The organism is Burkholderia sp. MSMB1835, assembly GCF_001526365.1.
Lineage (GTDB): Bacteria > Pseudomonadota > Gammaproteobacteria > Burkholderiales > Burkholderiaceae > Burkholderia.
Map to the genome: position 1 here is coordinate 467,062 of NZ_LOYP01000042.1, position 21,481 is coordinate 488,542.

Genomic DNA, 21,481 nt, shown 5'->3' on the forward strand with positions numbered 1-21,481 from the left:
AACGATCGCGCGACACACGCCCGCGCTACGCGGGCACCATCACCGGCGGCGTCTCGTCGCCGGTTTCCACCATCTTCACCGCGAAGCCGTAGCAGCGCGCGATATGGGCAGGCGTCATCACGTCGCGCGGTGCGCCATGCGCGACGATCGTGCCGTCGACGAGCATCGCGATCGCATCCGCATGTCGCGCGGCGAGGTTCGGATCGTGGACGATCGCGAGCACGCCGAGCTGCCATTCGCGCGCGACGGCGCGCACGGTATCGAGCAGGCGGTGCTGGTGCGGGAGATCGAGCGCGGCGGTCGGCTCGTCGAGCAGCAGGTAGCGCGGGCCGGATTCCGTCGCGTCGTGGTCCGGCCACAGCTGCGCGAGGACGCGGGCGAACTGCACGCGCGCGAGTTCGCCGCCCGACAGCGTCGTGACGTCGCGGCCGACGAGCGCATCGGCGTCCGCGCGTTCGAGCGCGCGCCACGCGATGTCGCGATCGCGGTGTGCGATCACGTGCCGCGCACCGCCGCGCCGCGTATGCGGATAGCGGCCGAGCAGCACGATTTCGTCGACGCTGAACGGGAAGGCCGGCTGCGCGGCCTGCGGCAGCACCGCGCGCAGGCACGCGAGCCGCCGCGCGTCGATGCGCGCGAGCGATTCGCCGTTCAGCGTGACGTCGCCCGTCACGCGCACGCCGTTCGGCGCGACGCTGCCGGTCAGCTCGCCGGCGAAGGCTTTCAGCAGCGTGCTCTTGCCCGCGCCGTTGCGGCCGAGCAGCGCCGTCACGCGGCCGGGTTCGATCGACAGGGACAGGTCGCGCAGGATCGTGCCGTGCCGGCGGGCGACGTCGAGGTGGTGGGCGGTCAGCATGGTCGTCTCGAAGAAGGGATTACCCGCCGAGCGCACCGCGGTTCTTCCACAGCAGCGCGAGGAAGAACGGCGCGCCGAGCAGCGCGGTCAGCACGCCGAGCGGAATGTCGGCAGGCGCGGCGACGGTGCGCGCGGCGAGATCGGCCGCGAGCGTCAGCAACGCGCCGAGCAACGCGGCGCCGGGCAGCACGATGCGCTGGTCGGGGCCGCACGCGAGGCGCACGCAATGCGGCGCGACGAGCCCGATGAAGCCGATGATGCCCGCGCACGACACGAGCGCGCCGACCGCGAGCGCGACCGCGACGAGCACGCGCCGCTTCAGTTGCTGCACGGGCACGCCGAGATGCAGCGCTTCGGTTTCGCCGAGCTGCAGCGCGTTCAGCGCGTCGCGTTCGCGCACGAGCAGCATGCAGCCTATCGCGACGCACGGCGCGACGGCCGCCAGCGTCGACCATTGCGCGCCGCCGAGGCTGCCGAGGCTCCAGAAGGTCAGCGAACGCAGCTGTGCATCGTCGGCGACGAACGTGAGCAGCCCGATCGCCGCGCCGGCCAGCGCATTGATCGCGATGCCGGCGAGCAGCAGCAGCGGCAGCGCAAGCCGGCCGCGCGATGCGGCCAGCCGGTAGACGAGCGCCGCGACCGCGAGGCCGCCCGCGAACGCGGCGACCGGCAGCGCGGCCGCGCTCGCGTGGGCGGCGAAGAGCGCGGGGCCGAGCACGATCAGCGTGGTCGCGCCGAGCGCGGCGCCGCTCGACACGCCGACGAGCCCCGGATCGGCGAGCGGATTGCGGAACAGCGCCTGCATCGCGGCGCCGGTCGCGCCGAAGCCGCCGCCGACCAGCAGCGCGAGCGCGACGCGCGGCGCGCGGATGTCGAACAGCACGGCGCGCGCCTGTTGCGCGGCCGCGTCGCCGCTCAGTGCGGCCCAGGCCTGCGCCAGCGGAATGCGGTACGCGCCGACGCACAGCGCGACGACGGACATCGCGCCCACCAGAACGGCGAGCGCGGCCAGGACGAACGGCGCGAAGCGGCGCGACGTGCCGGCGCGCGCGGCGCCGGTACGCGAGGCGGACGATGGCGCGTTGAAGGGCGAAACGTGAGCGGGCATCGGGTCGATCCGGAATCAGGCGAGCGCATCCGACAGGCGTCGATGCAGGGTCGTGACGGCGAGCGGCAGGCGCGGGCCGAAGCCGAGCAGGAACAGCGCGTCGAGCGAGACGACGCGCCGCGCGCGGCCGGCCGGCGTCGCGCCGAAGCCGGGTGTCGCGAGCAGCGCGGCGTGACCGCCGACGGCCGCCAACCCTTCGTCGGAGATCAGCACGACGTCGGGTGCGGCCGCCGCGAGCGCCTCGGTCGTCAGCGGCTTGTAGTGATCGAAGCCCTGCATCGCGTTGCGCGCGCCCGCGTAGCGGATCATCGCGTCGGCGGCGGTGCGCTGGCCGGCGACGAGCGCCTGGGTGCCGGTATGGTTCAGCACGAACAGCACGCGCGGCGGCTGCGCGCCGCCGGGCACGCGCGCGGCGACCGCGTCGCGCGCGGCCTGCCAGTCGCGATCGAAACGCCGCAGCAGCGCGGTGCCGGCGTCGCGCACGTCGAGCGCCTGCGCGACGCCGGCGATCTTCGCGCGTACCGATTCGACGTCGTGGCGCTCGTCGAACGTCGTCACCGTGACGCCGGCGCCTTTCACCTGCGCGATCGCCGTCGGCGGGCCGGCTTCCGCCGATGCCAGCACGAGATCGGGCCGCAGCGACAGCAGCCCTTCGGCCGACAGCGCGCGCTGGTAGCCGACCTTCGGCAGGCGCTTCGCGGCGTCGGGATACGTGCAGGTCGTGTCGGCGCCGACGAGCCGGTAACGCGGCGTCTCGGCGCCGCCGAGCGCGAACGCGGTCTCCGCGAGCGCACCGCCGATCACGATCACGCGCGTCGGGGTGGCCGGCGCGGCCTGGGCGAGCACGCCGCCGGGCAGCGCGGCCGCGAGCGCGCCGGCCGCCGCGCCGGCCAGCAGCGACCGGCGGCCCGGATCGAACGGCCGCGCGCTCACCGCGCGGCTCCGCGTGCGGCCGCCGGCAGCGTCGCGACGAGCGCGCGCCAGTCGTCGCGCTCGGCCTTGCCGGGCTTGCGTTCGCCGAACAGCAGCGCGACGTGGTCGCCCTGCCGGTCGAACAGCTCGAGCGACGTGACGATGCCGTCGCTCGTCGGCTTCTTCACGACCCACGCCGCGGCGATCAGGTCTTCGCGCACGTGCAGGTTGAATCCCGGATCGAGCACGTTGATCCACGCGCCGACCTCGCGCACGTTCGCGACGGGGCCCGTATGGATCTGGATCATCCCCGCGTTGCCGACGAACACCATGATCGGCTGGCCGCTCTTCGCCGCCTGTTCGAGCACGTGGCGCAACGCATGAGCGGTTTCGACCGGATACGCGTAGTGCGGATCGGCGAGGCGCAGCGCCTGCATGCGGCTCACGCCGAAGCGCTGCGTGATGCCGAAGAACTGGTGCGTGTCGGTCATCGCGTCCCACGCGGCGCGAAAGCCCGCGACGTCGATCTCGGTGTCCGCGCGCTCGGGCGTTTTCGGCGCGGCGGGCGCGACCTCGAGGCCCGGCTCCTGCGACGGCGCGCGCCAGCGTTCGACGAACGCGTCGTATGCGGCATGATCGCTGTGCGCGCGCAGGTAGACCTTGTGGATCGCATGACCCTGCGCATCGAAGAACTGCAGGCTCTTCAGCGGGCCGTGCGCGGTTTCGTCGCGCACCGCGAACGCCGACACCCAGTGACGGTAGAAGATGCGCAGGTCGATGTCGCCGAGCGCGAGGCCGACGGGGCCGTCGTGGCTCATCTGCGCGTACTCGCCGTCTTTTTCGTGGACGGCCGTGTCGTTGCGCGTGAGCGCCATCACGCGGCCGAGACGCGGCATTTCCTCGAACATCGTCGGAAAGCGCGCGTCGAGCCGCACGACGTGCTCGCCGACGAACGCGGCGAGCGCCTCGGCTTCGCTGACGCCGAGCGCCTGCGCGACGTCGCGGTTGCGCAGCTGGCGCTCGGTCTTGAGCTTGACGAACGCGTCGCGCAGCGCGGCGGCTGCGCGGGCCGGCGTGGCCGATTGACCGGGAAGGGCGGATGGCATCATGTCGGACTCCTTCAAGTAACGGTTGGGGTGGCAGCGCGGGCACCGCGCATCAGAAATCCACTTTCATGCTGACGGCGACCGTGCGGCCGGGCGACGAATACGCGTCGAGCACCTGCGAATCGGCCGCGATGCCGCGCACGTCCGACCAGTTCCAGTACTTGCGGTCGAACAGGTTGCGGATGCCGATCGTCGCGCTCACGTGCTTGTTGAAGCGGTAGCCGCCGCGCAGGTCGACGACGAACGACGACGGCGGCGTGAAGCACGCCTTGTTCGAACAGTCGGACTTGTCGACGTCCTTGTCGCGTTTGGCGGCCTGGAACAGCAGGTCGGTCTGCACGAACCAGCGTTCGCCCGGCTCGTACCGCACGCCGAACACGGCCGAGAACGGGTTCACGGTGTTGAGCGGCTGGCTGGCCGCGCCGTCGTTCTGCGTCGAGCCTTTCGTGAACGCCATCGCCGTCTTCAGCGTGATGCCGTTCGGCATCACCCATTCGGCGCGGCCTTCGAGGCCGTGGATCCGCGCGTCGGCGAAGTTCACGTACTGGAACACGAACGGGTCGACCGGGCGGCCGCTGCCGGCGATCGTCGTGCGCGAGATGAAGTTGCGGTAGCGGCCGGTGAACGCGGCCGCGCTGTAGCGCACGACGCCGTAGCCGGTGCCGGCCTTGCCGCGCAGGCCGGCTTCGAACGTGTCGCTGGTTTCGGGCTTCAGGTTCGGATTGCCGATCGACGTGTAGCCGTACACCGGATTCGAGAAGCTGCTGTTCACCTGGTCGGGCGTCGGCGCGCGGAAGCCGTGCGCGTACTGCACGTACGGAATGACCGCGGGCGTGATCTCGTAGAGCACGGCGACGCGCGGCGACAGTTCGTTCGCGCTCGTCGACACGGCCTTGCCGGTGAACAGCGGATCGTTTTCGGTCGGGCTCAGCCGGTACGTGTCGAAGCGCAGGCCCGGCGTGACGAGCAGGCGGCCGTAGCCGATCTGGTCCTGCACGAACGCGCCGAACAGCGTGTAGTCGGTGTCGGGGAACGCCTTGTTCGGGAACGCTTCGCCGACGCCCGGCGCCGTGCCGTCGCGCATGTTCGTCACGCGCGACAGGCTGCCGTCCACGCCGTACAGCAGCTTGTGCGCGAGCGGGCCGGTCGCGAAGCCGCTTTCGGCGAACGCGGCGCCGCCGAACGTGCGTTCCTTGTACTGGTTGTCGCGCGAGCGCGATTTCAGCGGCGCGCTGCGCGTCTCGAACGCGTACTGGTCCTGCTTCGCGTCCTGGTAGTAGAACTGCACGTGCGCGGTCTGGAACCAGCGGAATGCGTCGTCGCGGAAGTCGTAGTCGACGCTGAAGCGGTTGCGCTCGAGCCGGTCGTGAGTCGTGAGGCCGAGCGTCGCCGGCGCATTGATCGCGGAGAGCACATCCGTGCTCACGCGCCGCTGCACCGTTTCGGCGGTGAGCTTGACCGTGTCGCGCGCGGTCGGCGTCAGCACGAGCTTGCCGAGCAGCGATTCCGAATAGACGTCCTGCGGGTTCGACGTCGTGCGCAGCGTGCTCGCCGAGTTGTTGCCGCCGCGCGTGTCGACCTCGTGGCCGCGCCGGCCGTCGGCGATGATCATCCCCTGGATGCGATCGTTGCCGCCCGCGGCCGACACGGTCGCGCCGATGCTGCGGTCGGCCGAGTCGTAGCTCGGCCGGAATGAGAAGTAATGGGGTTTGCCGTAGATCGACAGCAGGTCGCGCGGATCCTTCGTGATGAAGTTCACCGCGCCGGTCAGGCCGTCGCTGCCGTAGAGCGCCGACGCCGGCCCGCGCAGGATCTCGATGCGCTTGAGCGTGTCGAGATCGGCGTAGTCGCCGCGCCCCGCTTCGAGCGGCCCGAACGAGAACGCGTTCGGCAGGCGGATGCCGTCTTCCATCAGCAGCACGCGATTGCCCTCGAGGCCGCGGATGTTGATGCTCGAGTCGCCGTCGCGGCCGCCGCCGAGCGCGGCGCTGCCGGGCCGGTACGCGGTGCGGCGCACCGTGATGCCAGGCTCGTAGCGCAGCGCGTCCTTGATGTTGGTGGCCTGCTGCGCTTCGAGATCCTCGTCGGTGATTACCGACACGGACGCCGCCGTGCGGCTCGCCGCGGTGGCGGTGCGGGTGGCCGTGACGGTGACGGGGTCGAGCAGCGCCGCATCGCCGCGCGTTGACGCGGCGGCGGTCAGGACGGCGGCAGGCGGGGTGGCGCCTTGCGGCGACGAATCGGCGTGAGCCGTGGCGGCGGACAGGCCGAACGCGCCGAACAGCGCGGCACAGATCGGCCGCCGCGCCAGCGTATAGCAATGCACAGGTGGTCTCCCATTGACGATGACAAGCCCGAAGGCTGGCTGGGTGACGCGTTCACCTGGCTGGCCCGTTTACGCGCGGCATGCGGCAAACGGCGATTTGAAAGGCAACTGACAATTTTGCCAGTGTAAATGAGAAGTATTATCAATACAAGGACGCGAAGCGACCGATGCGAGTGAGTGCTCGCATGCGCGGCTCGCGTGAGCCGGGACGGAAATTCCGGGGAAATGGGGTTTTAAGCGAGCGCTTCGATGCGAATCAGCAGGTTGCGCGCATGCGCGATGAACGCATCGTGTGTCGCGCGATCGCCGTGGCCTTCGATACCGGCCTGCTCGGCGAACGCGATCTGTTCGGTGTAGAGATCGACGAGCGCACGGCGTTCGTCAAGGGGAAGCGCGCGGATCATCGACACGATCAGCAGTTCCTGTGCGCGAAGCATGCCGGACAGCGATTGGGCGTTCATGCTGGCCTCCTCGGACGATGCGGCGGCGGGCCGCTCTTTTCATACTAGGCGGTCGGCAGTCGCCGCGCACGCGCGGCACGCGAGATGATGACGCGGGAAGCCGATTCGACGAAGATGCCTCGGCCCGAAACGACGAGGTGCCGCGCGAGCCGATACGCGCCGCGCACATCCGCGGATCGAACCGAAGCGTGCCGCGACGCGAATGGAATCAGCCGGCCGTCGTCGCGGCCTGTGCATCGCGCACGACCTGCGCGACGCGTTCGACGAACGCGGCGTCGACGCTCGACAGCGCTTCGCGCTTGCCGTCGGGCATTTCGACCATCAGGCGATACGTGATGTCCTGCGTGGCCCACGCAAGATAGCCGACGACGACGAGCATCACGCCGACCACCAGCGCGGCGCTCGACGCGCCGATGCCGCCGGCGACGGCGATGGCCGCGCCGATCAGCGAGATCAGTGACGGCACGAGCCGGTTCTTCGGAATCTTGACGACGTCGACGTGGCGAATGTCACGCAGTGCGAATACCTGCCCGGCGGCCGACAGGCCGTTGCGCGTGACCATGACGCCACGTTCGTTGAATGCGTTTTCCATCGTGTGTTGCGTGGACGAAAACGCGCAGCGTAGCAGGTTTCGTTGTCGCGTCAAACGAGACCGACTGCCGCACGATGCGTGCGGCGCGGCCGCCAGCCGGAAGACGGGTGGCGCGCAGACGCGTTCAGAACTGCAGCCGGCCGTCGCCGTAAAGCCGGCCGGGCACGTGCGACGCGACGACCTCGGCGATCTCTTCGTCGGTCGATTCGGCCGGCACGATCTGGCGCCGCGCGGGCGCGTCGAGATGCATCGTCCACTCGACGAGGCGATACGGACGGCCCCAGGGGCGCTGCATTTCCACCGACACGCGGCAACTCTGGACCGGCAGCGAGTGTTGGCACGTCAGAATCGCGTGCAGATGGCTGAAAACGGTATCTTCGATCATCGTGGCCTCCGATCCTGTCTTGTGGGCAGTTGATGGCGGTGCCGTAGGGGTGTCTCAAAAAAAAAGCCGCCGATGCTCAGGCGGCCAACAGGGGGGTGAGAGCATCCTCTCAGCCCAGAATTAAGCGAAACTTAAAAGCCCATAAAAAAGCGCCCCGCGTGGAGCGGGGCGCTGCTTGCCGTCGTGGTCCGCGTGACGCGGACAGTCGAGCGGATGCTTTTAGAACTTGTGACGGATACCGATACGTGCGGCGATCTGGTTCTTCGAACCCGTGCCCGACGTATTGAAGTAGCTCGTGCTCGAGCCGATCTGCGCTTGCACGCCCTTGCCCGAAGCCTGCTGGTACACGACCAGGCCGTACACGTCCGTACGCTTGCTGAGTGCGTAGTCGGCGATACCGTTGACCTGGTTCCAGTGCCACGAGTTGCCGTTTTGCGTGGCGTTCGTGTACGTGTAGCCGAGGCCGCCCGACAGTGCCGGCGTGAACGCGTACTTCGCGCCCGCTTCATATGCGTTGTAGAACGTGCCGCCCGCGCCCGACACGGTCGAGAACTGCGTACGCGTCCACAGCAGCCATGCCGTCGCCGGGCCCCAGACGTAGCGGCCACCCACGCCGTACGTGCGCAGGTCGCGGACGTTGCCGGTGCTCAGGTTCGCGATCGTCGTCGAGAAGGCCGGCGTCGACTGGCTCGGGAAGCGGATGTCCGTGTAGGCAGCGCCGAGCGAGAACGGGCCGTTCGCGTAGTTCAGGCCGAAGCTGTATGCGCGCGACGAGCCTGCCGTCGTCGTCGTGCCCGTCGTCGTCGCCGGTGCGCCCGCGAAGTCGGTCGAGTTCGAGAAGCCGTACAACGCGCCGAACGTGAAGCCCGAGTAGTTCGCGCTCTGGAACTTCACGGCATTGTTGATGCGGCTCGACGTGAGCTGGTCGATGTCGTTCACGTGGTACGCGTAGTTACCCGCGACCGTGTTGCCGCCCGTCGAGTAGTTCGACCCGAGGATGTCGGTCGAGAACGAGTACTGGCGGCCGAACGTGACCGTGCCGTATTGCGACTGGCTCAGGCCGACGTAAGCCTGGCGACCGAAGATCGCGCCACCCTGGCCGATCGTGCCGTTGCCGCTGTTGAAGCCGTTTTCGAGCACGAAGATCGCCTTCAGGCCGCCACCGAGGTCTTCGGTGCCGCGCAGGCCCCAACGGCTGCCCTGGGCCACGCCGTCGTCGTACTTGAACAGCTTGCCCGTGCCGCCGTTGGCGGTCTTGCTGTGGTTCACGTAGCTGATACCGGCATCGATGACGCCGTACAGGGTCACGCTGCTTTGTGCGTGTGCCGTGCCGGCCGTTGCTGCCAGGGCGGCGAGGGTCAACAGTTTCTTGTTCAAAAGGATTCTCCGAGCGAATGAATGGCGTGTCCAGTTGCGGTTCCGGCGCACTCTATGGGCGCTTTCACGGACCGGCGCAACTTTATCGGCGGGCCACGTAATGAATATGACAGCGACTGTCATATGAAGAATGTGTGGTGCCGATGCGACACTGGATTTTGCCCGGTTGTACAGCAGGGAGTTATACCGATTCCGCCTGAGATTCGATGACGGTCGGGAATATGTACATGAAATAAGCTTGGTTGGTGCCGTTCCGGCCCCGTGCCACGATGCGCGCTTCAACAACGACACGGGACAAGAGGACACCATGCGACGTTCGATCCTGACCGGCCTCGGCGCACTCGCCGCCGCGCTGGCATTCGCCGCGCCCGGCGCGCACGCCGACCCGCAAACGCTGAAAGTCGGCACGATGAGCGGCCCCGATGCGCAGATCTGGACCGAAGTGACGAAGGTCGCCGCGCGCGAAGGGCTCGCGATCAAGGTCATCGAATTCAACGACTACGTGCAGCCGAACGCGGCGCTCGATGCCGGCGATCTCGATGCGAACGGCTTCCAGCACCAGCCGTTCCTCGACAGCCAGATCAAGCAGCGCGGCTACAAGATCGTCAACGTCGGGCTCACCTATACCGCGCCGATGGGCTTCTATTCGAAGAAGCTCAAGTCGCTGAAGGATTTGCCGGTCGGCGCGAAGGTCGGGATCCAGAACGACCCGTCGAACGGCAACCGCGCGCTCTTGCTGCTGCAGAAGTACGGGGTGATCAAGCTGAAGGCCGGCGCCGGCACGAACGGCGTGAACGCGACGCCGCTCGACGTCGCCGAGAACCCGAAGAAGATCAAGATCGTCGAGCTCGACGCCGCGCAACTGCCGCGCGCGCTGCCCGACGTCGATGCCGCGTCGATCAACACCGACTACGCGGTCAAGGCCGGGCTCACGCCGGTGAAGGATGCGATCGCGATCGAGGATCTGCGCGGGCCGTACGCGAACCTGATCGCGGTGCGCGCGCAGGACAAGGACAAGCCGTGGGTGAAGAAGCTCGTCGCGGCCTATGAGTCGGACGACGTGCGCAAGTTCATCGACCAGAAGTTCGGCGGCGCGATCGTGCCGGCGTTCTGAGCGGTCTTCGCGCGCGGGGGGCGGCAGGCGATCGCCGGCCGCCGATGCGCGCTCCGGAAAGCCAATCGCCCGCGCAAGCGGGCGATTGCGTTGGTGCATGCGATTGCATGCGCGGTGCGGGACGGCCCGGCGCGCGGGCCGCGCGCCCGGGCTCAGGCGGACAGCAGCGAGCCGGTGCGGATCGCGGTCGCGCCGGCGATGCGCGCGACTTCCATGCCGGCCGTCGCGAAGCGCACGACCTGGCGCGCGTACAGCACGCCCGACACGCTGCTCTTCAGCGTGACGACGCGATCGGTCAGCGGATCGACGATGTCGGCCACGGCCTGGCCTGCCTCGATCATCGCGCCGACCGGCGTGCGGAACACGATCACGCCCGACACGGGCGCGACGAGCGGATCGGTGCCCGCGAGCGGCGTGGCCGGGTGCGCGAGCGGCGGCAGCGGCGCCGGCGTGCCTTCGACGATGCCGCGCTCGGTCAGGTATTCGACGATCGCCTGCGCATCCTTTTCGGCGAACTCGTACGACACGTCGCGTTCGCTGCGCAGTTCCACCGTGACCGAAATCGCGCCGTTCGGGATCGGGAAGCGGTCGCCGAAGCGGCTGCGCAGGTCCGACCAGCAGAAACTGTGGATTTCGTCGAACGGGTTGCCGACCGAATTCAGCGCGAGCAGCGACGCCTTGGCATCGAGATAGCGCGCCAGCGGCTCGACGTCCGGCCACAGATCGGGATTCGTGTAGAGATGCATCACCGCGTCGCTGTCGCAGTGCAGGTCGAGCACGATATCGGCGTCGAACGACAGCTTCTGCAGCGCGAGGCGCTGCGAGTCGAGTTCGGTGCGCGGCTTCTGCTCGTCGAGCGCTTCGCGCATCGCGGTGCGCACGACGGCCAGATTGCGCTGCGCGTCGTTCGTGAGGCGCTCTTCGACACGCGGCAGCACGAGCGCCGCGAGATCGTAGAAATTGCGGTTGAAGTTCTGCATCGAGCCGAGCTCGAAGCGGCCGAGGTGATCGCCGAACACGTGTTGCGACAGGCCGATCGGATTGGGCACGGGCACGACGACGATTTCGCCGCGCAGCTTGCCGGCTGCTTCGAGCGCGGCGATCTTGCGGCGCAGCAGCGTGGCGACCAGCATGCCGGGCAACTCGTCCGCGTGCAGCGACGACTGGATATAGACCTTCTTGCCGCCGCGCGGGCCGTAATGGAAGCTGGTGATCTGGCGTTCGGTACCGACGGCGGGGGAAATCAGCGGATGGGTCTGCGTTTGCATGATGAGGGGAGTGCGGCGCAGCCGCGAATGATCCGTGTGCGTGGAAGATCGATTGTACGTTGCCTTTCTCGCCGCCATCAAACCGGCGCCAGAACGCGCGGTTTTCCTTTGAGAATCATCGGGTTGACGCGGAAAAAATAACGTCGCCGGCGCCGCGCGCAAAAAAAACGGGCTCCTCGCGGAGCCCGTTCCCATCGCGCCGAATCGCGCGTGCGTCGGCCGGATTACTTGCCGTAGACGTCGAAATCGAAGTACTTCTTCGCGATCTTGTCGTACGTGCCGTCCTTGCGCATGCCGGCGATCGCGCCGTCGATCTTCGCCTTCAGGTCGGTGTCTTCCTTGCGCAGGCCGATACCGGCGCCGTTGCCGAGCGTCTTCGGATCGTCGAGATCCTTGCCGGCGAAGTCGAAGTTCGCGCCGCGCGGCGTCTTCAGGAAGCCGATCTCGGCTTGCACCGCGTCCTGCAGCGCGCCGTCCAGACGGCCGGAGATCAGGTCGGCGTAGACCTGGTCCTGGTTCTGGTAAGGCACGACGTTCACGCCCTTCGACGCCCAGTACGTCTTCGCGTAGGTTTCCTGGATCGTGCCCTGCTCGACGCCGACCGACTTGCCCTTCAGCGATTCGGCCGTCGGCATCAGGCCGGCGCCCTTTTTCGTGACGAGGCGCGTCGGCGTGTTGAACAGCTTCGCCGAGAACGCGATCTGTTCCTGACGCGCCGGCGTCATCGACATCGACGACAGCACGCCGTCGAACTTGCGGGCCTTCAGCGCCGGGATCATCCCGTCGAAGTCGTTTTCGATCCACACGCACTTCGCGTTCATGCGGCGGCAGATTTCGTTGCCCAGATCGACGTCGAAGCCGACCACCTTGCCGTCGGCGCCTTTCGATTCGAAAGGCGGGTAGCTTGCGTCGACGCCGAACCGCACGGTCGTCCAGTCTTTCGCGTACGCGCTGCCGGCCGATACGGCGAGCAGGGCCACGGTCACAGCCGCAAGAATCTTTTTCACTCGGTGACTCCTCGTTTTGTTCGATGGGGTGCGCGGTTGTGCCGCGCCGTAAGCCTTCGGCCCGCCGCGGCTTCGCGTCGGACAGTCCGTTTCGCCCGCCCGATGGGGGCGCGCGACGTGCGCAAGATTATCAAGACAAAATACCGGCAGGGCGCCTAGGACAAGCCCCGATACCGGGCCCGGCGGCGGCGCGTCGGACGCGTCGCCGTTTCACACACAGGAACGATTCAGCCGAGCGTTTCGTTGACCGCGCGCTGCAGGCACGTGACGAAGTGCGAGACGGCCGGCGTGGGCAGCAGGTCGCGCCGCGCGATGATCGACAGGTCGAAGCGCGGCATGCTTTCGTCGAGTTCGGCCGTGCGGATGCCGAGCGGCGCGACCATCGCGGCGAGCGGGCGCGTGAAGCAGCCGATCACGTCCGAGCGCGCGACGAGCCCCAGCGTCACCGCGAACGACATCGGCGAGCGCAGCAAACGTTTCGGCAGCGGCAGCCCGTGCGCCTCGAACATCCCGACCATCACGCTGTGCGGAAACTGCTCGGCGCCGACGGTGACGATCCATTCGGCGTCGAGCAGTTCCTCTAACCGGCGCGCATGCGCGAGCGGGTGACCGTCGCGCATCACGATCGTGAATTCGGTCGACAGCAGCGGCAATTGCGTGAAATCGCGGTCGAGCGCGGGCACATGGTGCATCGCAGCGATGTCGAGCGTGCCGTTGCGCAACTGCGCGAGCGCGTCGGGCACCGTCACTTCCTCCAGATGCAGGCTGACGTTCGGCATCGACTCGCGGAATGCCGTCACCGCGCGCGGCAACGCGGTCAGCGCGATCGACGGCATCGTGCCGACCGCGACGCGGCCCGACATCTCGCCTTTCACCTGCTCGACCGCCTCGACCGTGCGGCGGATGTCGCCGAGCAATTGCTCGGCGCGCGGCAGCAGCGCCTCGCCGCAGGCGGTCAGCTCGACGCCGCGCACGCTGCGAGCGAGCAGCTCCGCGTTGAGCGCGGTTTCGAGCTCGCGGATCGTGTGCGTGATCGCCGGCTGCGTGACGCCGAGCTCGCGGGCGGCGGCGCGCAGGCTCTTGTGGTGCGCGGCGGAGACGAACGCCTGGAGCTGCGCGATGTTCAACGGGTTGCGGATGCGGGTCATGGATCGAGTCCGGTGGGCGCGAAAGGGGCGGCGGCGGGCGACGGATTCATGCTTCGGCGGGGCGATCCCGATGCGCGTCACGCATCGGCGCGCGCGCGGAACGTCTGCCGGTAACGCTGCGGCGAGGTGCCGACGATGCGCGCGAAGCGTTCGCGAAACGCGGTGACCGAACCGAACCCGGCTTCCGTCGCCACATGTTCGATCGACAGCTCGGTCACCTCCAGCAACTGCTGCGCATGCCGGACGCGCGCGGTCTGCAGCCATTGCCCCGGCGACGTGCCCGTCTGCTCCCGGAAGCGCCGCGTCAGCGTGCGCACGCTCGTCGACGCCTTGCGCGCGATCGCGTCGAGCGTCAGCGGCTTGCGCAGGTTGGCCTGCAGCCAGTCCATCAGGTCGTGCAGGCCGTCGCCGCCGGTCGGCCATTCGGGCGCGATGAACTGCGCCTGCCCGCCTTCGCGCACGCGCGGCGCCACCGCGCTGCGGGCGGCATCGACGGCGACCGCCGCGCCATAGTCGGCCTGGATCATGTGCAGGCACAGATCGAGGCCGGCGGCCGCACCGGCCGACGTCAGGATCTGGCCGTTGTCGACGAACAGCACGTTCGGGTCGACGTCGACGGTCGGATAGCGGCGTGCGAGTTCGGCGGCTGCGAGCCAGTGCGTCGTCGCGCGCAGGCCGTCGAGCAGCCCCGCTTCCGCGAGCACGAACGCGCCGCTGCAGATCGACGCGATCCGGCATCCGCGCGCGGCCGCCGCGCGCAGCGCGTCGAGCACGCGGCGCGACGTGGGCGCGAGCGGCGCCGACGTGCCGGGCACCATGATCGTATCGGCGTCGGCCAGCGCGTCGAGACGAAACGGCGGGCGCAGCTCGAACAGGTCGCCGCCGACGCGCGGCTGCTCGCTGCACACGCGCACGCGGTACGCGGGCGCGACGTCGGGCGCCCGCACGCGCGCGAACGTGTCGCATGCAACGCCCAGATCGAACGGGACGACATCGGGCAACGCAAGAACGGCGACCGTGTGCATGGCGTGCGCGGCCCGTGGCCGGAATCCGTTGAAAGATGTCATTCTAGCCAATGGCTCGAACCCGCACCACACGCGACAATCGCGGCGGACCCACCTGGAGCCTGCCGATGAAACAAGACGATCGCAACGCGTTGCGGAACCTGCAATACCTGTCGCTGCTGGAAGCGACCACGCTCGTCGTGCTGGTGTGCGTGGCCGTGCCGCTCAAGCATCTGGCCGGCTATCCGGTCGCGGTATCGATCATGGGCCCGGTTCACGGCATCGCGTTCGTCATGTATGGATGGGCGGTGGTCGGCACCGCGTCGAGCGGGCTGTGGAGCAAGGGCGAAGTCGCGCGGCTCCTGCTGTCGGCCGTCGTGCCGTTCGCGGGGCTGGCGAGTGCCGGCTGGATCGCGCGCAGGCGGCACGCACGATGATCTACCTGGTGCTGAAGGCCGTGCATCTGGTCGCCGTCGTCACGTTCGTCGGCGGGTTGCTGTTGTCGTCCGTCGGGGTCCGGATTGCGAACCTCGCCGTGCATCGCGCGGTGCGCCGCTGGGATCGCACGGTGACGGCGCCCGCGCTCGCGCTCGTCTGGATCGCCGGCATCGCGCTCGCGCTGAGCGGTCACTGGTTCGGCGCCGCGTGGCTGTCGGCGAAGCTTGCGCTCGTCGCCGCGCTGTCGGTGCTGCACGGGATCCTGGCCGGCACGCTGCGGCGCATGGAGCGCGACGATCTCGTCGTCATGCCGGTGCCGTGGCTGGGGCAAGCGGCGGGCGCGGCGATCGTCGCGATCGCGCTCGTCGTCGGGCTGGCCGTGATCAAGCCGTTCTGACGGCGCGACGCCGCGAGCGTGGCGCCGGGCGCGAACGGGTATCGCGCCGTTGTCGCGAAGCGCGTCACGCGGCGTCGCACGGACAAAAAAAGCCTGGAAACTCGCGTTCCCAGGCCTGGAGACCATCGACGACGATGGTGGAGGAGACGATCTCGTCCCGATGCGCGTCGCCCTCGTGCAGGCGACGTCGCGCAGGTGTCGCGCTCAGATCGCCCAGCCGCCGAGATAGAACGTGACGAGCACGGCCGCGATGACCACGGTGCCGACGTTGAGCTTGCGGAATTCGCCGCTGGCGATGCGGCCGATCACGAGCGTCGAGAAGCCGAGCATGATGCCCGTCACGATGTTCGCGGTCAGCACGATGAACACCGCGCACACGAGGCCCGACATCGCGTCGACCATGTCGTCCATGTGCAGCTTGCTCACGCTGCCGAGCATCAACAGGCCGACGTACATCAGCGCCGGCGCGGTGGCGTACGACGGCACGAGACCCGCGAGCGGCGAGAAGAACATCACGACGAGGAACAGCAGGCCGACCACGGCCGCCGCGAGCCCCGTCTTCGCGCCGGCGGCCACGCCGACGCTCGACTCGATGTAGGCCGCCGCCGGCGCGCCGCCGAGCAAGCCGGAGAAGATCGAGCTGATCGAATCGGCGGTCAGCGCGCGGCCGCCGTTGACGATGCGGCCGTTTTCGTCGAGCTGGCCGGCTTGCCCGGCGACCGCGCGGATGGTGCCGGTCGCGTCGAACACGGCGGTCATCACCAGCGCGAGCACGCTCGGCAGTACGGCCATCGACAGCGCGCCCTTGATGTCCATCGCGCCGATCAGCGATGCGTGGCCCGGCGCGCTGAGCGACGGCAGCGCGAAGATGCCGCGGTATTTCACGCCCGGATCGAAGATCAGGCCGAATACCGAGATCGCGATCACGACGAGCAGGATGCCGCCCGGCACGCGACGCTTTTCGAGGCCGAAGATCGCGGCGAGGCCGACGACCGACATGATGACCGGGAACGCGGTGATCTGGCCGAGCGAGACCGGCAGGCCGGCGCCCGGGTTCTTGATCACGAGGCCGACGTCGTTCGATGCGATCAGCAGCAGGAACAGGCCGATGCCGATCCCCGTGCCGTGCGCGACGCCCGCGGGCAGGTTGCGCAGGATCCACGACCGCACGCCGGTGACCGAGATGCCGGTAAACACGAGGCCCATCAGGAACACGGCGCCGAGCGCGACCGTCGGAGGCAGCCCCTTGCCGAGCACGAGGCCGAACGCGGTGAACGCGGTCAGCGAGATCGCGCAGCCGATCGCGATCGGCAGCTTCGCCCACAGGCCCATCAGCAGCGAGCCGAACGCGGTGGTGAGACAGACCGCGACGAACACGGCGCTCGTGTCGAACCCAGCCTTGCCGAACATGCCGGGCACGACGAACACGGAATAGACCATCGCGAGGAAGGTGGTCACGCCGGCAATGATCTCGCGACGCTGCGTGCTGCCGCGCGACGAAATGCCGAAGTACCGGTCGATGACTCCCTGGGCGCCAAAGTCAGTTTCTTCCGCGCCGACGCCGACCGTCGGCTGCACCGGGGTATCGCTCATGAGCTTGCTCCTTTATCAGCATGCTGAAACGGTCCGTGGCGGACCGTCGTCAGGGTGTCTCGTATCTGTTGGGATTGTTCGGCAACGTCGTGGAGACGAATGACGCGCGATGCGCGTCGTGACGGGCGAATCGAAACGATCGCGAGGGTGTCGCGTCGGACGACGCGTGGTGTGGTCGACCCCGTCACGTGTGCTTTGCCGTAGCGAAGGTTAGGCGAGCAACCGATCACGTCCCATCGGGGGACGAGCATGCAGCGCATGTCGCAGCGCTTATATCGGCGTGCAACGGGGCTTCGTCGCGCCGACACGCGTGTATACGCCTAGTTCGAATCCGTTAAGGCGACTATTTGAATGCAGGGTCGGCGGGCGGGGCGGACGCGGGCGATGCATTGAATATTACGAACTGCTTTCTGTGCGGCCGGGAAGGTCGGTGCGAACTGCGGCGGGCGACGGGATTCGCCGCCGCGCGCAACCATGCGTGCCTGAAAGACAGGAACACCGAGTAACTGGGGGATTGCCGCGACGACGCCCGGCGCCGACGGTGCCGCGCGCGTCACTTCAGGAACACGTATCGCGCGAAGTACGGGAATCGGCCGACCGCATGCTCGGTTGCGCACGTTGCGACCGGTGGCATGCCGCCCGACGTATCGAGCCGCTGCACGAAGCGCACGCCGGCGAGCGTGCCCGTCGCGGGCGGCGTCGTCGCGAGCAACAGTTGCGCAATGCTGGCCGGGCTGGCGCTCGGCGCTTCCGCGCGCTTCTTGCCGGTCACGCGGCTACCGTCGAGCGCTTCCCACGACGGTCCCGCGCCGTGCCGCACGACGAGTGTGCCGCCTTCATCGAACAACATCGCCTCCGGCCGCACGAAGGTCCATGCAAGCCGGTGTTCGGCATCGTATTCGCATGCGTAGATCTGCACGCCGGTCGCGGTGGTGGACAGCACCGTCGTCACGGGATCGGGGGGAGTGAGGCCGGCCGGATCGCCGGCGTGCGCCGGTGCGGCGACAGCCGCCAAGGCAAGACCGGCCGTCATGGCCAGCAGCATGTCGCGGGTCGGGGAGCAACTGGGCATGGCGAGGCGTCCTTTCAGGTCGAATGGTCGTACGAAGGCGATTCCGTCAACGTTAGACGCCGATTGCACCGGCCGCAATGAGGAAATGGCAATCGCGGCGATAGTCGCCGCGATTGCCGAGGCAGCGGGGCATCGATCGGTGGATCGCGACCGGGCCGATGTCGGCCGGTGCGGAGCCGGCATACAGCGCCCGGCCGGGCACGCACGACCGAAGCGTTCAGGCCGCGGCTTGCGCTAGCGTCGGGTAGTCGGTCAGCCCGCGGGCGCCACCGCCGAACAGCGTGTTGCGGTCATGCGGCGCGAGCGGCGCGCTGGTGCGCAGGCGCTCGGGCAAGTCGGGGTTCGCGACGAACGGACGGCCGAACGCGACGAGGTCCGCCCAGCCGGCGGCGATCGCTTCGCGTGCGCGCTCGGCGGTGTACGCGCCGGCATAGATCAGCACGCCCGGGAACGCGGCGCGCAATTGCTGCTTGAACGCGACCGGCATCAGCGGCGCGTCGTCCCAGTCGGCTTCCGCGATGTGCAGGTAGCCGACGCCGAGCTCGCCGAGCCGCTTCGCGGCGGCGAGGTAGGTCGTTTCCGGATCGTCGTCGACGCAGCCGTTCAGCGTGGTCAACGGTGCGAGGCGGATGCCGACGCGCGACGCGTCGCCGGCGCCTTCGATCAGCGCCTGCGTCACTTCGCGCAGGAAGCGCAGCCGGTTTTCCAGCGAGCCGCCGTACGCGTCGGTGCGCGTGTTCGCGTTCGAGTCGATGAACTGGTTCACGAGGTAGCCGTTCGCGCCGTGCAGCTCGACGCCGTCGAAGCCGGCTTCGATCGCGTGGTGGGCGGCGGCGCGGTATTGATCGACGATCTCGCGGATCTCGTCGATCGACAGCGCGCGCGGCTCGGACGCCTGCACGAAACCCGGCGTGTTGCCGTCTTCGCCGGCGATGAACACGTTCACGCCCTTCGCCTGGAGCGGCGACGACGACACGGGTTGCGCGCCGCCGAGCAGGCTCGTGTGGCTCAGCCGGCCGACGTGCCACAGCTGCGCGAAGATGCGGCCGTGCGCGGCATGCACGGCGTCCGTCACCTTGCGCCAGCCGGCAACTTGCGATGGCGTATGAATGCCCGGCGTCCATGCGTAACCTTTGCCGAGCGGCGCGATGTAGGTGCCTTCGCTGACGATCAGGCCCGCACTCGCGCGCTGCGCGTAATACGCGGCCATCAGTTCGTTGGCTTCGTCGCCGGGCTGGCTCGCACGCGAGCGCGTCATCGGCGGCATCACGATGCGGTTCGGCAGCGTCAGCGCGCCGAGTCGCAGCGGTTGGAAAAGCGGGTCCTGGGTCATGGTGGTGTCTGTCCTGTCGGGGCCGCGGCCGGCTGGCCGCAGACGGGTGTATCGGATGAAGGCGCGGCGCGCTCAGTCCCACTTCGGCGCGAGGCCGGCCGGGTCGACTTCGCGACCGTTGCGTTCGAGCGCGGCGATCTGCGCCATGTCTTCGTCGGTCAGGCGCAGCGTCTGCGCGAGCAGGTTGCTCGCGAGGTTCTCGCGCTTGGTCGACGACGGAATCACCGAGTAGCCGAGCTGCAGCGCCCATGCAAGTGCGACTTGCGCCGGCGTCGCGTCATGGCGCCGCGCGATCGCGCCGAGCACCGGGTCGCCGAGCACCTTGCCGTACGCGAGCGTCATGTACGACGTCACGTGGATGCCTTCGGCGTTCAGGAACTCGACCAGCTTGCGGTTCTGCAGGTACGGGCTGAGCTCGATCTGGTTCGTCGCGATCGCGTCCTTGCCGACGGCCGCGATCGCTTCCTTCGTCAGTTCGATGTTGAAGTTCGAGATGCCGATTTGGCGCGTGAGGCCCTTCGCCTTCGCGTCGGCCAGCGCGGTCATGAACGCGTCGATCGACACGCCGTTGCCCGGCGCCGGCCAATGGATCAGCGTCAGGTCGACATGGTCGGTGCGCAGCTTGCGCAGGCTTTCGTCGAGGCTGGCCGCCAGCTTGTCCGGTGCGTAGTTGTCGACCCAGATCTTCGTCGTGAGGAACAGGTCTTCGCGGCGCACGCCGGACGCGGCGATCGCTTCGCCGACTTCGGCTTCGTTGCCGTAGATCTGCGCGGTGTCGATCGCGCGGTAGCCGACTTCGAGGCCGTTGCGCACCGAGTCGATGACGACCTGGCCTTGCAGGCGGAACGTACCGAGGCCGAAGGCGGGAATCTTGCTCATCTGTGCTCCTGAAAGAGGGGGAACGATTGCGGTATCGGAATCATTCTGGCGCTTGAAACTGATGAAATAAACGCCTTTAGATAACAAAAATATTTGATTTGAAATCAAATATCGATCGTGCCGCGGGTGCATGCGGGCCGTGGCCGGCCTTATGCGGCCCGCGTCGTCTGCGGATTCGTTTGCGGATGGAAGGCGGGCAGCACGTCCGCGGCGATCTCGGCCATCGTTTCGTCGAGGGGCCGCCGGTTGCGGCGGAAATGCAGGCCGATGTGCTGCACGCCCGCGTCGCGCATCGCCGCGAGTTCCTCCGTCAGCGCGACGCGTCCCGCGCGGGCGCCGAAGCGGTGCCGCTGCAGCGGCTCGTGCGGATCGTCCGCGAGGTCGAGATGGATGAAGCTCACGTACGGCTTGCCGCCGGCTACCGCACGCCAGCTCGCGGCGCGCTGCAGGTGATCGGCCGGCGTGCCCGGATACGCGAGGCAGCCATCCATGTGCTCGCCGATCCACGCGGGCGTCTGCTGCGCGAGGCCCGCGACGAGCAGCGGCACCGGCGAACGGGCCGCGGGAAGCACGTCCAGGGCGGGCGGCAGATGCCCGCGCGCGCCGTCGCGCAGCAGCGCGACGTGGTCGCGGAAGGTCGCGCCGCGCGTGGCGAAGTCGCGGCCGAACAGCGGATACTCGACCGGCCGGTCGCCGCTCGCGACGCCGAGCAGCAGGCGTCCGCCGCTCAATTCCTGGATCGTCGCGGCCGATTTCAGCGTGAGCAGCGGTTCGCGCAGCGGCAGCACGACGGCCGCGGTGCCGAGCAGGATGTCGCGCGTGATCCCGGCGAGGTAGCCGAGATACGAGAACGTCTCGAACACCTGCGCGGCGTCGCCGAACGACGGGTCGTACACCGGCACGTCGCGCACCCAGAGCGCGCGAAAGCCGAGCGTGTCGGCCAGTTGCGCGAGTTCCGCGTGGATTTCCAGGTCGGGCACACCGGGGTGGCGGCCGTCATGCTGGCGTTTCGCGTTGCCGGCCGGGGTCCAGTCGTTGTCGAGCGGCAGTTCGATGCCGATGCTGAAGCCGCCGTCGGCGAGCTTGTCGAGCGACGTGAGCATGA

At 68.6% G+C, this 21,481-nt stretch carries 21 protein-coding genes; 3 read left to right on the forward strand and 18 right to left on the reverse strand.

The window, feature by feature from the left end; all coding sequences use genetic code 11:
* Window positions 1–25: 25 nt before the first annotated feature.
* The 9 genes from WS96_RS18355 to WS96_RS18395 all read right to left on the reverse strand — a co-directional run bounded on the left by WS96_RS18355 (window position 26) and on the right by WS96_RS18395 (window position 9,123).
* Window positions 26–856 (reverse strand): heme ABC transporter ATP-binding protein, encoded by an 831-nt coding sequence (locus WS96_RS18355; RefSeq protein ID WP_059834351.1) that lies wholly within the window; start codon window positions 854–856, stop codon window positions 26–28.
* A 19-nt stretch (window positions 857–875) separates the two neighbouring features.
* Window positions 876–1,964 (reverse strand): FecCD family ABC transporter permease, encoded by a 1,089-nt coding sequence (locus tag WS96_RS18360; RefSeq protein WP_059834353.1) that lies wholly within the window; start codon window positions 1,962–1,964, stop codon window positions 876–878.
* Between the two features lie 15 nt (window positions 1,965–1,979).
* Window positions 1,980–2,897, reverse strand: a complete 918-nt coding sequence (locus WS96_RS18365) for a heme/hemin ABC transporter substrate-binding protein (RefSeq protein ID WP_059834356.1) — start codon at window positions 2,895–2,897, stop codon at window positions 1,980–1,982.
* On the reverse strand, window positions 2,894–3,985 hold the full coding sequence (locus WS96_RS18370) for a hemin-degrading factor (RefSeq protein WP_059834546.1): 1,092 nt from the start codon (window positions 3,983–3,985) through the stop codon (window positions 2,894–2,896). Before WS96_RS18370 ends, WS96_RS18365 begins: the two co-directional genes overlap by 4 nt.
* Before the next feature lie 49 nt (window positions 3,986–4,034).
* The gene (locus tag WS96_RS18375; protein WP_059834358.1) at window positions 4,035–6,308 is read right to left on the reverse strand and encodes a TonB-dependent hemoglobin/transferrin/lactoferrin family receptor; all 2,274 of its coding nucleotides are present in this window, start codon (window positions 6,306–6,308) and stop codon (window positions 4,035–4,037) included.
* 233 nt (window positions 6,309–6,541) lie between these two features.
* Window positions 6,542–6,769 carry a hypothetical protein gene (locus tag WS96_RS18380; protein WP_034206014.1) on the reverse strand — a complete coding sequence of 76 codons (228 nt, stop codon included), beginning with the start codon at window positions 6,767–6,769 and terminating at the stop codon, window positions 6,542–6,544.
* 208 nt (window positions 6,770–6,977) lie between these two features.
* Window positions 6,978–7,361, reverse strand: coding sequence for a DUF6232 family protein (locus WS96_RS18385; protein ID WP_059834360.1), 384 nt, complete (start codon window positions 7,359–7,361; stop codon window positions 6,978–6,980).
* A gap of 124 nt (window positions 7,362–7,485) precedes the next feature.
* Window positions 7,486–7,746, reverse strand: coding sequence for a DUF2866 domain-containing protein (locus WS96_RS18390; protein ID WP_011548992.1), 261 nt, complete (start codon window positions 7,744–7,746; stop codon window positions 7,486–7,488).
* 219 nt (window positions 7,747–7,965) lie between these two features.
* Complete coding sequence (locus tag WS96_RS18395; RefSeq protein WP_034206016.1) at window positions 7,966–9,123, reverse strand: porin; 1,158 nt, start codon at window positions 9,121–9,123, stop codon at window positions 7,966–7,968.
* A 307-nt stretch (window positions 9,124–9,430) separates the two neighbouring features.
* Here WS96_RS18395 and WS96_RS18400 point away from each other — a divergent pair, with 307 nt between their 5' ends.
* Window positions 9,431–10,237 (forward strand): MetQ/NlpA family ABC transporter substrate-binding protein, encoded by an 807-nt coding sequence (locus WS96_RS18400; RefSeq protein WP_059834362.1) that lies wholly within the window; start codon window positions 9,431–9,433, stop codon window positions 10,235–10,237.
* Between the two features lie 152 nt (window positions 10,238–10,389).
* Here WS96_RS18400 and WS96_RS18405 read toward each other — a convergent pair whose 3' ends face one another.
* From WS96_RS18405 to WS96_RS18420, 4 genes are all read right to left on the reverse strand, one after another.
* Window positions 10,390–11,505, reverse strand: a complete 1,116-nt coding sequence (locus WS96_RS18405) for a succinylglutamate desuccinylase/aspartoacylase family protein (RefSeq protein WP_034206018.1) — start codon at window positions 11,503–11,505, stop codon at window positions 10,390–10,392.
* Between the two features lie 224 nt (window positions 11,506–11,729).
* Entirely contained in the window at window positions 11,730–12,512 is a 783-nt protein-coding gene (locus WS96_RS18410) for an ABC transporter substrate-binding protein (protein WP_034206019.1), read from the reverse strand.
* Between the two features lie 227 nt (window positions 12,513–12,739).
* Window positions 12,740–13,660, reverse strand: coding sequence for a LysR substrate-binding domain-containing protein (locus WS96_RS18415; protein WP_059780070.1), 921 nt, complete (start codon window positions 13,658–13,660; stop codon window positions 12,740–12,742).
* A 77-nt stretch (window positions 13,661–13,737) separates the two neighbouring features.
* Complete coding sequence (locus tag WS96_RS18420; RefSeq protein WP_059834364.1) at window positions 13,738–14,685, reverse strand: GlxA family transcriptional regulator; 948 nt, start codon at window positions 14,683–14,685, stop codon at window positions 13,738–13,740.
* 107 nt (window positions 14,686–14,792) lie between these two features.
* Between WS96_RS18420 and WS96_RS18425 the strand changes: the two genes are divergently transcribed.
* The gene (locus WS96_RS18425) at window positions 14,793–15,101 is read left to right on the forward strand and encodes a DUF3817 domain-containing protein (RefSeq protein ID WP_059834366.1); all 309 of its coding nucleotides are present in this window, start codon (window positions 14,793–14,795) and stop codon (window positions 15,099–15,101) included.
* Window positions 15,098–15,499: a CopD family protein gene (locus WS96_RS18430; RefSeq protein ID WP_059834368.1), complete on the forward strand. Its 402-nt coding sequence runs from the start codon at window positions 15,098–15,100 to the stop codon at window positions 15,497–15,499. The genes WS96_RS18425 and WS96_RS18430 overlap by 4 nt, the downstream gene beginning before the upstream one ends.
* Before the next feature lie 204 nt (window positions 15,500–15,703).
* Here WS96_RS18430 and WS96_RS18435 read toward each other — a convergent pair whose 3' ends face one another.
* The 5 genes from WS96_RS18435 to WS96_RS18455 form a co-directional block, all read right to left on the reverse strand.
* A complete protein-coding gene (locus WS96_RS18435; RefSeq protein ID WP_059834371.1) occupies window positions 15,704–17,092 on the reverse strand; it encodes an NCS2 family permease in 1,389 nt (462 codons plus the stop codon).
* Window positions 17,093–17,645: 553 nt separating this feature from the next.
* Window positions 17,646–18,164 (reverse strand): DUF3455 domain-containing protein, encoded by a 519-nt coding sequence (locus WS96_RS18440; RefSeq protein WP_059834373.1) that lies wholly within the window; start codon window positions 18,162–18,164, stop codon window positions 17,646–17,648.
* A 217-nt stretch (window positions 18,165–18,381) separates the two neighbouring features.
* Window positions 18,382–19,497 carry an alkene reductase gene (locus WS96_RS18445; RefSeq protein WP_059834375.1) on the reverse strand — a complete coding sequence of 372 codons (1,116 nt, stop codon included), beginning with the start codon at window positions 19,495–19,497 and terminating at the stop codon, window positions 18,382–18,384.
* A gap of 72 nt (window positions 19,498–19,569) precedes the next feature.
* Window positions 19,570–20,376, reverse strand: a complete 807-nt coding sequence (gene dkgB, locus WS96_RS18450) for a 2,5-didehydrogluconate reductase DkgB (RefSeq protein ID WP_059834377.1) — start codon at window positions 20,374–20,376, stop codon at window positions 19,570–19,572.
* Window positions 20,377–20,525: 149 nt separating this feature from the next.
* The gene (locus WS96_RS18455; protein WP_059834379.1) at window positions 20,526–21,479 is read right to left on the reverse strand and encodes an LLM class oxidoreductase; all 954 of its coding nucleotides are present in this window, start codon (window positions 21,477–21,479) and stop codon (window positions 20,526–20,528) included.
* Between the last annotated feature and the right edge of the window lie 2 nt (window positions 21,480–21,481).